14 protein-coding genes and 1 pseudogene are annotated in these 13808 nt (G+C 39.2%); 10 read left to right on the top strand and 5 right to left on the bottom strand.

All coding sequences use genetic code 11. The features are described from left to right. The first annotated feature begins 43 nt into the window (after positions 1 to 43). The 3 genes from CALSC_RS18965 to CALSC_RS18955 all read left to right on the top strand — a co-directional run bounded on the left by CALSC_RS18965 (position 44) and on the right by CALSC_RS18955 (position 2283). Positions 44 to 1075 (top strand): tetratricopeptide repeat protein, encoded by a 1032-nt coding sequence (locus tag CALSC_RS18965; RefSeq protein WP_327331593.1) that lies wholly within the window; start codon positions 44 to 46, stop codon positions 1073 to 1075. A 107-nt stretch (positions 1076 to 1182) separates the two neighbouring features. Then, positions 1183 to 1572, top strand: coding sequence for a nuclear transport factor 2 family protein (locus tag CALSC_RS18960; protein WP_088242849.1), 390 nt, complete (start codon positions 1183 to 1185; stop codon positions 1570 to 1572). An 87-nt stretch (positions 1573 to 1659) separates the two neighbouring features. Continuing rightward, a complete protein-coding gene (locus CALSC_RS18955) occupies positions 1660 to 2283 on the top strand; it encodes a Uma2 family endonuclease (protein ID WP_088242848.1) in 624 nt (207 codons plus the stop codon). Positions 2284 to 2627: 344 nt separating this feature from the next. On the opposite strand, the gene CALSC_RS18950 is transcribed toward CALSC_RS18955, so the two are convergent. Both CALSC_RS18950 and cimA read right to left on the bottom strand, forming a co-directional pair. Beyond that, entirely contained in the window at positions 2628 to 2879 is a 252-nt protein-coding gene (locus CALSC_RS18950) for a hypothetical protein (RefSeq protein WP_088242847.1), read from the bottom strand. Between the two features lie 204 nt (positions 2880 to 3083). Next, complete coding sequence (gene cimA, locus CALSC_RS18945; RefSeq protein WP_088242846.1) at positions 3084 to 4703, bottom strand: citramalate synthase; 1620 nt, start codon at positions 4701 to 4703, stop codon at positions 3084 to 3086. Positions 4704 to 4780: 77 nt separating this feature from the next. On the opposite strand from cimA, the gene CALSC_RS18940 reads away from it, so the two are divergent. Next, complete coding sequence (locus tag CALSC_RS18940; protein ID WP_088242845.1) at positions 4781 to 5152, top strand: 2Fe-2S iron-sulfur cluster-binding protein; 372 nt, start codon at positions 4781 to 4783, stop codon at positions 5150 to 5152. A gap of 1 nt (position 5153) precedes the next feature. Continuing rightward, complete coding sequence (locus CALSC_RS18935; protein WP_088242844.1) at positions 5154 to 5480, top strand: hypothetical protein; 327 nt, start codon at positions 5154 to 5156, stop codon at positions 5478 to 5480. 185 nt (positions 5481 to 5665) lie between these two features. Here the strand turns inward: CALSC_RS18935 and CALSC_RS18930 are convergent, their stop codons facing one another. From CALSC_RS18930 to glgP, 3 genes are all read right to left on the bottom strand, one after another. Continuing rightward, positions 5666 to 5992: a hypothetical protein gene (locus CALSC_RS18930; protein ID WP_088242843.1), complete on the bottom strand. Its 327-nt coding sequence runs from the start codon at positions 5990 to 5992 to the stop codon at positions 5666 to 5668. 348 nt (positions 5993 to 6340) lie between these two features. After that, entirely contained in the window at positions 6341 to 7144 is an 804-nt protein-coding gene (locus CALSC_RS18925) for a Tab2/Atab2 family RNA-binding protein (protein ID WP_088242842.1), read from the bottom strand. Positions 7145 to 7220: 76 nt separating this feature from the next. Further along, positions 7221 to 9419 carry an alpha-glucan family phosphorylase gene (glgP, locus tag CALSC_RS18920; protein ID WP_088242841.1) on the bottom strand — a complete coding sequence of 733 codons (2199 nt, stop codon included), beginning with the start codon at positions 9417 to 9419 and terminating at the stop codon, positions 7221 to 7223. Between the two features lie 403 nt (positions 9420 to 9822). On the opposite strand from glgP, the gene CALSC_RS27920 reads away from it, so the two are divergent. The 5 genes and pseudogenes from CALSC_RS27920 to CALSC_RS18900 all read left to right on the top strand — a co-directional run. Further along, positions 9823 to 9996, top strand: coding sequence for a gamma-glutamyltransferase (locus CALSC_RS27920; RefSeq protein WP_200817688.1), 174 nt, complete (start codon positions 9823 to 9825; stop codon positions 9994 to 9996). Next, positions 9969 to 11330: a gamma-glutamyltransferase family protein gene (locus CALSC_RS18915; RefSeq protein WP_200817690.1), complete on the top strand. Its 1362-nt coding sequence runs from the start codon at positions 9969 to 9971 to the stop codon at positions 11328 to 11330. Before CALSC_RS27920 ends, CALSC_RS18915 begins: the two co-directional genes overlap by 28 nt. Before the next feature lie 112 nt (positions 11331 to 11442). Next, positions 11443 to 11820: a nuclear transport factor 2 family protein gene (locus CALSC_RS18910; protein ID WP_088242840.1), complete on the top strand. Its 378-nt coding sequence runs from the start codon at positions 11443 to 11445 to the stop codon at positions 11818 to 11820. A 922-nt stretch (positions 11821 to 12742) separates the two neighbouring features. Then, positions 12743 to 12976, top strand: a complete 234-nt coding sequence (locus CALSC_RS27915) for a peptidoglycan-binding domain-containing protein (RefSeq protein ID WP_088242839.1) — start codon at positions 12743 to 12745, stop codon at positions 12974 to 12976. A gap of 265 nt (positions 12977 to 13241) precedes the next feature. Beyond that, positions 13242 to 13808: pseudogene (locus CALSC_RS18900) on the top strand (hypothetical protein); the annotation flags it as partial.

Raw genomic sequence — 13808 nt, 5'->3', positions numbered from 1 at the left:
TTTGTGTTCCTCTGCCTGTGTCATACTAACAGCATCAACAATAATGGAATTACCCCATAGCAAGCTGTTAGCCCAAGAAGAGGTAGTTTCCCAAAGCCTGGAAGCAGCTAGCCTATTTCAACAGGGAGTAATGCGCTATAACCGCAATGATTTACCAGCAGCAGAATATGCTTTTCGTCAAGCTTTAGAAAAAGATTCTCAGTTGGGGAAAGCGCATAATTACTTGGGTAACATTATGTTGCAGCAAAATCGTCTAGATTTAGCTGCACAAGAGTATAGTGAAGCCATTAGACTGAACCCAAATTTGGTGCAAGCTTACTATAATTTGGGAGTATTACTGCAAAAACAAGGAAAGCCAGAAGCTGCTATTAGTGCTTATCGCCAAGCCTTAGTTACCGATCCGACAATGGCATCTGCTCAATATAATTTGGGTGTGGTTTTATATGAACAAGGACGGACATCAGAAGCGATCGCAGCTTACAAAGAAGCAGCCAACCTTGATCAGAATAATGATAAAGCTTATTTTAATTTAGCGATCGCTCTCCAACAGCAAGGAGAACTTGAGCAAGCAATCACAGCTTATCGCCAAGTGATCAAAACCAATCCGGAAAATGCTGTGGCTTACAATAATTTGGGTAGTTTATTGGTAGTCCAAGAACAAACAAAGGATGCGATCGCTACTTACAAAGAAGCAATTCGCCGTCTGCCCAATGATACCACTGCCTACTATAATTTGGGAGTTACCTTATATAATCAAGGTGAACTCCAACAAGCAAATCAATTTCTGAAGCACGCCCAGAAGAAATACCAGGAACAAGGAGATATCCAGCAGACGAAGAAAATAGGGCAAATTATTGAGTACATCGCTTACGTACAAAAACAACCCTCATTACCAGGAACTGCAACTGCAAATTTACCCAAAAAATCCCCTTCAGAAAACAAACCTACGGAAACATCTATACCAGCTAATCCGAACCAGATTGTGGAATTTTCTGTAGAACAACAGCCAACAGAAGTAATACCCAATACTCCAAAAACTTCCATCGAAGCCTCAGCCAGTCATATGAACCAATAATTGGATAATTGGATTAAATATTGTTGCAATTTTCTGAGTCCGCCCTTGCGGACTTTATCTATGATATGAATTAATCTTGGTGTTGATCGGTATTTAGTTGTAAATACATGAATAACGTTGATATTATCAAGAATCTATATAAATCATTTGCAGCCGGAGATATTGATGCAGTCCTAGAAATACTTGCGGAGGATATAGAATGGATAGAATCCGAAGGCATTCCCTATGGAGGAACTTTTACAGGACATGAGGCTATTGTAAATGGTGTATTCGCTAAAATTGGTTCCGAGTGGTCTAATTTTAGTGCCCATGTTGATGAATTTATTGATGCTGGTGATATTGTAATTACCCTTGGGGTTGATAGTGGTACGTATGATACAACTGGCAAAAGTATGCAAGCTCCCACCGCTTCAATTTGGAGGCTCAAAGCTGGCAAAGTTGTGCAGTTTCGTCAATATATTGATACCTTAGCTGTGGTAAAAGCTGTTCAGCCATAAAATATAGCGCTAGGCGCAAGTAATAAGTAACAAGTAATAAGTAATAAGTAATAAGTTTACTTTTCATATATTGCAGCCTGAAAATACATGAGTCAAGCATTAACTAAACCGATAACATTTGACGAATTTATCGAGTGGTATCCAGAAGATTCTCAGGTACGTTATGAATTACATAATGGGGTAATATTGGAAATGGCAAAACCGAGAGGTAAGCATTCAAGGGTAACTGGTTTTACCATTAATCATCTCAATATAGCCATTAGAAACTTAAATAAAGAGGATATTTGGTTTATTCCCAGAGAATCAATTGTCAAAACTTTAGCTGGAAAATCTGGATACGAACCCGATATCATTGTTTTAGATGAAGAAAATCTTGTAAGCGAAACAAGATGGGAAAGTGAGTCAATTATTGAACAAGCTGATTCTGTGAGATTAATTGTTGAGGTTGTCAGTACAAACTGGCGAGATGATTACTCAAAAAAGTCTGCTGATTATGAAGAAATGGGAATCAAAGAATATTGGATAGTTGACTATGAGGCTTTTGGTGGTAAACGATTTATTGGCGATCCAAAACAACCAACTATCTCAGTTTATCAACTCATTGATGGAGAATATCAAATAACTCAATTTAGAAATAACGACCAAATTCTTTCTCCAATTTTTCCTACTTTCAATCTAACTGCAAATCACATTTTTAATGCTCGTTTGTAATTACTAAAAATAGCCGTTTAGGTTGAGTGAGCTAGATAAGGAAATACTTTTTGCAGAAAGACTCGCAAAGCAAACTTGGCTCTTTAACTAAATAGGACATCATTAAACTTTCAACGAAAATTCTAATATTTTTGCGGTACTCTAAGGGAGTCGCTGTGAAAATGTGTCAAGTGAAGGAATTGCAATCGTATCTCTAAGTAATGCTTTAAGCACAGATACATCATTGATACCATTTACCTTTCGAGAATCGCATTTGGTACTTTCCCAAAACGTGCTTCTAGAACTTCAATTACGCTTTCACACGCGGTCTGTATTTTTCCCTCTTGTATTCCCTCTTGTATTCCTTATTGTTTTGCTAACCGCTCAATACTAGTTACATAACGCATTATACCTGCTTCCTCCTCGCGTCTTAATTCTGTTTTAAAGTTATTTGCTAATTCTTCTGGTAACATCATTACCCAGTCAATAAACCGAAATAACCCAATTATTTGTTCGCGTTTATAACCTTTTGCAAACAATATTCTTACTATTCTTAGCTTCCACTGTAACCTACTTTCCAGGTTCTGGTTGGTGGCTTTGGTTTGCAAATGTGCCATGACAACTATACCGAAAGGGTTTTTTGTTTGCTCCAAGCTTTGCCATTGTGCTTCATAGTCTAATAGTTTAACGATGGAAAATTCTAACCTTACATGACATCCACCCAGGGAATACTCGTAACGGTTTGGTCGCCAATTTTGCTGTTCATCTGCCAGTACAGCTAGACTGATGACTCGTTTTTTGTGGCGGTCAAAAATCCACCATCAGTGTGTAGTGTCCACCCTAGATTGTATCTCTATTAAACTCAATAACAATCCATATTCCAAACCTTCTACTACCGCTTGATAGGAAGCCTCCAAAATATTATTTGATACTCCTACCGTTGTCCAACGCTGTTGGTTATTGCGGGACTCGAGCAAAACTCTAGTAGTAGCAGCCGTTCCCGTATGTCCGTTGAGAATTCGCACTTTATAGTCTGCCAACTCAAAAGCAGCTATTTGGGGATAGAAATTGACTAAAGCTTTACGTAATGCCTTATCTAAAGCAGCCACTGGACCAATTGCTTCCGCAGCCTCTAAAATATGTTGACCATTGACAGTTATTTTCACCGTGGCTAAGGCATTAGTATTTTCCTTCCCCTTTGCCAAATCGCAATGAACTTGGAAACCCTTAATTTCAAAAAAGCGTTGACGACTACCTAAGGCTTCCCGCATTAATAATTCAAAACTGGCTTCCGCAGCTTCAAACTGATATCCTTCACTTTCTAATTCTTTGAGACGCTCTAAAATTTTGCGGGTGGTTGGGTGGTGTTTATCTAGTTCCATACCAAAGGAACGAGCCTTAGCCAACACATTACTAACTCCTGATTGCTCAGAAATTACGATCCGACGACAATTACCTACTTGCTCTGGTTGAATATGTTCGTAGGTTAAAGGATTTCTTTCTACTGCTGATACATGAATACCACCCTTATGGGCAAACGCCGAACGTCCCACAAAAGGTGAATGTTCGTCAGGAGCAAGGTTCACAACTTCACTGATGAATCGACTGGCTTCTGTTAGTTGTGATATTTGTTCTGTACCCATACAATCATAACCCAATTTTAACTGTAAATTGGGGATTAAAGAGCAGAGGTTAGCGTTGCCACAACGTTCTCCATAGCCATTGATTGTGCCTTGTACCATATTTGCTCCTGCTATGACTGCGGCTAAAGCATTAGCCACCGCCAGCTCACCATCATTGTGGGTGTGGATTCCCAGTTGAGTATTTTGGGGCAGAAATGTTGCCACATCGGCAACAATTTGAGTGACTTCATGAGGTAAAGTACCGCCATTAGTGTCACATAGGACAATCCATTCTGCACCGGATGCAACTACCACTTCTAAGGTTTGCAGAGCATACTCTGGATTTTGTTTATAACCATCAAACCAGTGTTCTGCATCGTAAATCACTCGACGACCTTGACTTTGAAGATACTCAATGGTATCACGGATCATCTCTAAATTTTCTGCTAGAGTGGTCTTGAGTCCTTCGGTGACGTGTAAATCCCAAGACTTGCCAAAAATCGTTACCCAATGGGTGCCGGCGGCAAGAATTGCTTGTAACATTGTCTCATCTACTGCCTTGGAGTAGGGTCGCCTAGTGGAGCAGAAAGTGACAATTTCTGCTTGTTGCAGGGGTTCCTCTTGCAACTGCCAGAAAAATTGTACATCTTTCGGATTTGCACCGGGCCAACCGCCTTCAATGAAAGGGACTCCCAGTCTATCGAGCCTCCGGGCGATACGTAACTTATCTTCAATCGACACCGACAACCCTTCCCGTTGTGTGCCATCCCGTAGCGTGGTGTCGTAGATCCAAATTTGGGGTGCTTTATTTGCGGACATAAGACTGGGATTTGTAAGACAATTTTATCGGTATGGGTAAGTATAAAACAAAAAGCCAATGAGTGAATTTGTATATTATGCCCAAGATACTAGCTCAATGTAAGAAAATTGAGTGCGATCGCGGAGCCAATTTACGTAAAACTTTGCTAGAAAATGGTATCGATCTCCATAATGGTAAGTCTAAATTAATCAATTGTCGGGGAATTGGTAGTTGTGGTACTTGTGCAGTTCAGATAGAAGGCGAAGTATCACCAGTAAATTGGCGCGATAAAACTCGACGTTCCCTACCTCCCCATTCTCCTACAAAAGACCTGCGTTTAGCCTGTCAAACTAGGGTTTTAGGTGATGTGAGAGTGACTAAATTTGAGGGATTTTGGGGACACGGTTCTCAAATAGTTTGGAAACCAAAGGCTGAAAACGGAGAAAACGGAGAAAACGGAGAAAAATAATATGGGTAGATGGACACCTCTAATTTTAATGGCTGGTGGCTTGGCAATTTTGCTAGGTACTTTGTTAGGCATTACTTTCCCTATGGGTGGTCAACAAAACGCGAATAAGGATATTGGCGGTAAAGCTTCACGAGTACTGCCCGCTAATATTAATGTTAATAGCACTGCTACCAAGGAGACACCTGCTAATGTTAATTCCAGTAGTGTGGCACAGAATAATACTTCCACCAGCAGCACTCCTGGAACAACACCAGGTACTAGCACCAGCGCAGAAAGCCCTATGACTAATGTAAATCAAACTAACGAACCAATTCGTGCTTTGTGGTAGAACCGGCAAGTTAATGTTTGTGTACTACCATCAAATTAACGTCATCGATCTTGATTTTGTGGGATGGGTATAACCAAACTAAATAATTGCTTAAGGGTGGGTGAATATACTCACCCTATTTTTAAATATAATTAAATATGATCGGTCTGGGAGCATCTGCACCGATTATGTATTCATATCACACCTCAAATATGGTCTTCTGTTTTTGGCAGTGAAAAGGGTTTTGTGGTATCTGGAAGACTGGTATAAATTGTCTCTAGATTAATCACCCGTTCTTCCAACGTCTTCACTGTCTGAGTTAAAGAAACTTCTTCTTGCTGGCGTTTATCGGGTGCAAACCATACTGCTGCTGTTCCACCGCCAGCACCCAGAATTACCAGCAGGGGCAATATAATTCCACTATCGGTGATGGCAACTAAGGGGATACACACGCCTAGCATACCAATAGCACAGCCCCAGATACCAGATGTTGCACTAACTTTGGGATTTTTTTCTGTAGATTTGTTACCCATACTGCTTTCTCCATTTGATGGCTATGTGTTACCATTCCAACTCAACATGGGGACTTCTTCTGAGCGCGTCTAACTATTTCAGAATGAGGAAACTTACTGTATATATTTTTAATGTTACCAAGGAAGTCAGTCCCAATGAAAAATAATTTGCACCACTAATTATCTAAGTATAATTTTTCCTTCCCCCATACTTCTTGTCCCCTGTCCTCTGCTTAGAAGTTAGAGGACAGATTGTTTTGAATTGAATTTGCTTGCTCTCAGTGCGATCGCTAAAAACCTAATTTTGTGCAAAAGTCAAATCGCCCAGAATAAGTATTTTCCCCCTGTATTCCCATCTATTTTAACAAATTAATCTTCTGGCTTTAACAGCCACAAACCACTATAAGTCATCCCTGAATCATCAGGCTGCACTAATAAAAAATGTAATCCTTGACTATTTTGTTGTCGCTGTTGGTAAGTTTGAGCTGCGGTTTTGACTTCTTGATCCTCAAAAGTAGCAATCACCCACCTGTCTATTAAACCTGCTTCTAACACCAAACCATCTGGTTCCCCTGCAATGTAGTTAATGCTTACAGGATTAGCTGATTGTAACCACCTGGCTAGAGATAGCGATCGCCTACCACCATAAATCACTATACCAGGAATCCCTTGGGTGGAAGCTAAACCCAAATTGATGGGTAACAAAAATTCTGGTATTTCCACAATGGGAATGGGACGCTCTGCAAATACATCTACTAGATCCCCAGCAGGGATACTAGCAAAACGCCATTCTTCTCCCCAGAGATTTTCTGGTAAGGGAACGGGAGGTGGTTTTTCTAAATTAATGGGAATTTGTTTTTCCTGTAACCACTGCTTTAATGCCGGGGTGCGGCGAGTAGCTTCTGTATTAATACTTAATTCGTCCCCAGCCTGGTTTATTAAATTTACAGACTGGGGACGAAATACTTGAATTACATCTGGCAATTTATGACCAACTTTACCAGCTGCCAATTGGAGTTGGGATGCCACCCAGTTGGAATTAGCTTGGGATTGAGGACAAGTGGCTTGATATTCAAAACTGCGATTGGCATTGCAAATAAATAAATCCCATACCACTTGTCCTTCCTTGTCTGGTTGAGGACGACGATAAAAGTCAACTTGCCAGATAGCCATGTTTGGTAAAAAGTTAGATCCAGAATTTTTGTAGAGATGTAACAATGTTACATCCCTACATTATTCTTACCAGATATTATCCGTTTACCTTTGCCAATATTGGTTTCACAGAGGTAGAAATCTCAGGGACATAAACCTGGGAAACGTAATCGGCAATCATGCGATCAGTATTAAATAATGGGGCATTGGTTTTAATTGATGCCTTCATCATTTGTACCCAACGTTGGGATACACCATTGGCATCTTGGTTATAGTACATGGGTACGATTTCTTGTTCTAGGAGGTGATACAAGGATTCAGAATCAATGCGATCCTGTAATTCTTGATCGCTGGTGTGAGCATCTTCACCAATTGCCCAACCATTAACCCCTGATTTATAACCTTCGCACCACCAACCATCAAGGACACTGCAATTAATACCACCATTAAAGCAGACTTTTTGACCACTAGTGCCAGATGCTTCCAAGGGACGACGGGGGTTATTCAACCAAATATCAACCCCTTGTACCAGTTTTTGACCAGTGTAAATATCGTAGTCTTCAATTAATGCGACTCGATTTAATAGTTCTGGGTGTCGGCACCACTCTACTAAACGTTGGATAATCCGTTTTCCTTCTTCGTCAGCAGGGTGAGCCTTACCAGCAAATACAATTTGTACAGGACGCTGGCTGTTACCAAAAATTCGTAAAGACCTTTCAAAATCCTGGAGCAGTAAGTAGGCTCGCTTGTAGGGAGAGAAACGCCGAGCAAATCCAATGGTTAATACCTTGGGATCTAACAGGGAGTCGGTGGCTTGAATTCTATATTCCTCTTCTCCCCTTTCCTGGCGGGATTTTTTCACTTTGTAACGGGTATAAGCAATTAATCGCTCTTTGAGGATTTGATGCCGTGACCACAATTCTTGATCAGGAATATTATCCACTTTTGCCCACATTTGGGGATCGACGGCATTATTTTTCCAATCTTCACCCAGGTACTGGTTATACAAGTCCACCATTAGGGGAGCAGTCCAGGTAGGAGCATGGACACCGTTGGTTATATAACCGATGGGAACTTCGTTTTCCGAACAACGAGGATATAACACTGTCCACATCTTCCGGGAAACTTGACCGTGTAATTCGCTCACTCCGTTAGAGGTACGACACATCCGCAGTGCTAATACTGTCATCCCAAACGGTTCCCAAGGATCCCCTAATCTTCTGGCTCCCAATGCCAGGAATTGCTCCCGAGACAGGTGTAATTGATGCCAGTAATGGGCAAAGAAGGAGTCCATTAAGTCGGAGGAGAAGACATCATGACCGGCGGGAACAGGGGTATGGGTGGTGAATACGCATTTTTTACGCACATCAGCTTCAATGTCATAGAAAGACTCACCTGTACGCTCAATTTCTTGCTTAGCTACTTCTAAGGTACAGAATGCTGCATGACCTTCGTTGAGGTGATAGACGGAGGGTTGAATACCTAAAGCTTTGAGGGCACGAATGCCACCAATACCCAATACTACTTCTTGGGCGATACGGGTTTCCTGATTACCACCATACAGGTGTCCAGTTAACCAACGATCTATGGGATCATTATCTGGGCGTTCGGTATCTAGGAGGTAAAGACTAACTCTACCTACCTGGGCTCGCCAGATTTGCACTTTCACCATCCTTTGGCGAATTTCTAACTCGATAGACAAGGGATGTCCGTGGTCATTCTTCACCAACTCAATGGGCATCTCATGAAAATTATTATCGACGTAATAATCTTCTTGCCAACCTTCACTATCTAAACGTTGGCGGAAGTAACCTTGACGATACAATAAACCGACAGCGACCATGGGTAAACCTAAATCCGAAGCAGATTTGAGGTGATCCCCTGCCAAAATTCCCAAACCTCCAGAATAAATAGGTAGAGACTCATGGATGCCAAATTCAGCGCAAAAATAGGCAATGGGATGCTCCTTGGTAACTTGGGGTGCAACCCTACTCATCCAAGTCTCTTTGGGATTCATGTAGCCATCAAATTCTTGCTCCAGAGCAGCAATTTGCTTTAAATAGCTGGGATCTTCCAATAATTGGGTGAGTCTTTCGTATTTAGCTGATTTTAAAATAGTGACTGGATTATGCCCACATTTTTCCCATTCTTGGGGATCAATATTTTGAAATAGGGCTGCGCGATCGCTATTCCATGACCACCAGTAATTGTATGCCAAATCAGCTAACCTTTGGAGGGAACCAGGTAATCTATTTCTCAGTTCTTGTACTGGTGTGGTTGCACTATTTGTAGTCATAATTTTCTATGCTCTGTATATTTCTCCGGTGACTCGCTAAATACCTAAAATCTCTCGTGATGTCTTTAAGGCTTTAGACCTGTCAATTGTTTTTGTCAGTTGCCAGATTCTATTTCCAATTTTTTAGCACATTCATCATTATGCATCTTCCATATGTAACATTTATCGCATAAAAAAACAGAAACTATTTAAATTTGTTTGTTTTTTATGAAATTTGTTTACATTCTGTTCTTTCTACTTTGTAAGGGTTTATACGGTTGTATATCCTCAAATTTTCTGTAAAGATTGAAGCTTTTTAGAATCTCTTTACTCGCCCAAAATTTGACAAAATAAATTTAGAAAAATTTAATAATTAAGGTTAATAAAAACAAAAACTATAATCGATAGTAAAATTCATAGAAAAATGGCACAAAAAAATCGTGGCGTGGTGGCTGCTGGACATAAAAAAACTGCTGAAGCAGGTATAGAAGTTCTCAAGATGGGAGGTAATGCTTTTGATGGGGCAGTTGCAGCAATTTTAGCCTCTTTTGTGACTGAACCCATGCTGACATCTCCTGCTGGTGGGGGATTTTTTTAGCCCATAGGAAAAATCAAGAAAATATTTTATTTGACTTTTTTACGCAAACGCCACAGCAAAAAAAAGCTACAAATGAGATTGATTTTTATCCCACCCATGTTAACTTTGGTGATGCGGTACAAACCTTTCATATTGGATTAGGTTCTATGGCTGTACCGGGAAATATCAAGGGAGTATTTGAGGTACACAAAAAATTAGGCAAATTACCATTAAATGTGGTTGCCGAACCAGCTATTCATTATGCTGAACATGGCTTAGAAATTAATGATTTTCAGGCATATTGTTTACAACTTCTCAAACCAATTATTTTCGCTTCCCCAGAAGCGAGAATAATATACGCACCTAATGGAAATTTAAAAAAGTCAGGGGAAATCCTGATATTGAAAGATTTAGCTGCAAGTTTGAAGAATTTAGTCGCCATGGGAGAAGAATATTTTTATGCAGGGGATATTGCCGAAAAAATTATCCAAGATTGCAGAGAGCATGGTGGTTATTTAACTAGGGAAGACTTACAAAATTACCGAGTTATAAATCGCAAACCTTTAACAATTAATTATAGGGATTATACCATAATTACAAATCCCCCTCCCAGTGCCGGTGGTATACTTATAGCCTTTAGTTTAGGTCTATTATCTAGCATTAGTTTTACTGGGATTAAATTTGGCGATCGCAAACATTTACAAATTCTAGCAGAGGTAATGCACTTAACCAATCAGGCGAGGGAAAATGAATATCATCAAGTTTGCCCAGGAGAATTGTCAGCTAATCATAATTTACAATTTTATCAACAAAAATTAAATAATGTGGTGAATAAATGGGGAAGTACAACTCATATTAGTGTCATGGATGGGGAAGGTAACGCTGCTTCAGTTACCACATCGAATGGAGAAGGTTCTGGTTATATGATTCCAGGGACGGGGATCATGATGAATAATATGTTGGGTGAAGCAGATTTAAATCCCAATGGCTTTCATCAGTGGCAAGACAATCAACGTATTTCTTCCATGATGTCTCCCACAATTTTACTCAAAAATGGTCATCCAGAAATTGTCTTAGGCTCTGGTGGCTCTAATCGAATTCGTACAGCAATTTTACAAGTAATTTCTAATTTAGTTGATTGGCAAATGCCCATAACAGATGCGATTACCAGTCCTCGATGTCATTGGGAAAATTATCAGTTTGATATTGAGCCAGGATTTGATTTAAATGATTTGGCAACTTTGAGACTTCCTAATAATACAAAATCCCGATTATGGCAAGAAAAAATATGTTTTTGGGGGTGTACATGGAGTTCAAAAAATAGCGAATGGGATGATATCAGGGGCAGGGGATAGTCGGCGTAATGGTGTATATTTAATTCAGTAGTGAAAAAACGCAAATATTTGACTTTTTCTAAAAGTCGAGGTTATTAATGCTCCTATTATAAACTTAAGATCAAAAGCCATTATGGAACGTGACATTGAGAAAGAAATAATAGAAGCTGAAGAAAATTTAAGAACTGCAATGCTTATTTCCAACTTGGAAGTATTAGATGAGTTGTTGGCTCCAGATTTAATTTTTACGAATCATTTAGGGCAATTAATCAGTAAAAAAGATGATCTTGCTGGTCACAAAACTGGCATATTTAAAATTGATCAACTAGAAGCATCAGAAAGGCATATACAGGTTAAAGAACAAATCGCAATTGTATCAGTAAAAATGCAGTTGTCGGGTAGTTATAAAGGTGTGCCCACAGGCGGTAGCTTTCGGTTCACAAGGGTTTGGGCACAAATTAAAGAGTTCCAATGGCAGGTTATTGCTGGTCACTCAAGTATAATAGAGTGAAACTGGGTGTATGTATTGCCTGCGATCGCATTATATACTTGGATTAGCAAGATTGTTAACCAAAGGATTCCAGAGACTAAGAACAACACATCCATTTGTTTATCCTTAATAGTCGCTATCAGCTACACACATCCCTTTACATTTAATTCCATTCGTAGCTGTGCGCTCACAATGGGGACATAAAATCTTTTCGTTTTCTGTTTCTCCCTCACTTTGTATATTGGTACTTGCTTGCGACTTATCTTTTTCAGTCTGGAGGTTCCAGTTCATAGGGGAGAAGGTTTTTTGTTGTTTTCATTTTATATTGTACATTTTATCTCTCACAGTGATTCACCGTAACCACGGATATAGCGATACGTGCAAGTAATAAGTAATAAGGAGATTTCCAGAATTAAAATTACTAGGCGATTACAAATTTCCCTCAGGAGCGCAAGGCTTGCGCCTTTTTCATTGGTAAAATTATTTTCAGAAATCACCTAAGTTTATGGTTCATAGGTTTGATGCTTCAACAATGTCCGTACCCTAATTGCGTAGTGCCATATCACAACCCATAATTGAACCAGAGAAGTTCTAAATGATATGAATATAAACTCTGTTCAGGAGTGCAATTTTTATTTATTTATATTGTGTATTTGTTAATTATTATCAGTTTAATACATCTCTAAATAATCAGGTAATAATACTGATGCTATAGATTATACGCAATGCAAAAATATTGATTGATGGTCAACGTAATAATATATAAAATATAGTTTTTCAGTTCCTATATTTAGACATTTCCGCTTATTTGAATTGCATAGACTATAGTCAATTATATTTTTTATTTCTGACTATTACGGTCAAATATAAAAATATATTCACCATTATTTACGTTATCTATCATTTTTTTTAAACAGTTATTACAGTATACAAAGAGGTCAAAATGGGATACGAGTATCCAGGTTATCTGTTACAGAACTACTGCGAAGACCAGTCTGTTTTTGGGGTACAACAAGCTTTACAAGCAGCAGGTTTTAGCGTTGGTTCTATAGATGGAAAATTCGGTCCAGCAACTCAACAGGCTGTAATGGGTTTTCAGTCTGTAAATGGTTTAACTTGTGATGGAATTGTTGGTCCCAACACATGGAATGTTCTCATGTGTGCAGTTGGCTGCTAAATATTTTTGATCAGTAGTTTTATATTTTGCAAATAATTATTATGTGCCAGCATTGTTTAATGCTGGCACTCATATATTCAATACATATTTTGTCTGCGAATAAAATTGTTTATCAACAAATGTCAGGAAGAGGCAGGAAGCAGGGGAGCTTCCACAAATAAATTTGGGAGCTTATATCCTTTTCTTTCTCGGTCAGTCAAAAGCGAATTTACTGCCTATCCGTCATTCTTGAAAGCTAATACCTATTCATCTAAAAATAATAAATATGATGCAAACAAACGGACAAGTTCCTACACAGACATCAACACCTGTTACACCTCCTAAATCTCAATTAGACATTGCAATTGAAACTTACGAAAATGCAATTTATGCTTTAGAGGAGGCTTTGCCTGAAGCAACATTTGAACAAAAGGTTGCAGTACTTGTAGCTCGTGATGCAGTTGAAAAGAAAAGACAGATGGATCAAAATCCCCAAGGGGGAAGTTATGCCCAACTGTTGAGTTTGGATGCTCGTCTGAGATTACAGGCTAAAGTATTAAGTGAAGATGACCAATTGGCACAATGGAAAGATAGTTTAAGTGCTGCACCTAATCTATGGTGGTGGCATTTAAAATATCCATTAATCCTCTCACCTAATCAAGCAGCAAAGCGTTATGAATCAGCAATTTCAACATTAGAATCACTATTGCCGCATCCTGATATAGATAAAGTATTAGAAGTATTACTTGCTCGTGATGCAGTGGAAGAATCTCGCGATAATAAACCCCTTCCAGAAAGTGTTGCTAAAAATGTCATTAGATTAGATGAAAAATTAAAAGCACTCTCAGAAGTT

The sequence above is a fragment of the Calothrix rhizosoleniae SC01 genome (genome assembly GCF_900185595.1).
GTDB lineage: Bacteria > Cyanobacteriota > Cyanobacteriia > Cyanobacteriales > Nostocaceae > Calothrix_A > Calothrix_A rhizosoleniae.
Note: the sequence above shows the minus strand (reverse complement) of the source record. Positions and strands in the feature narration are given on the sequence as shown.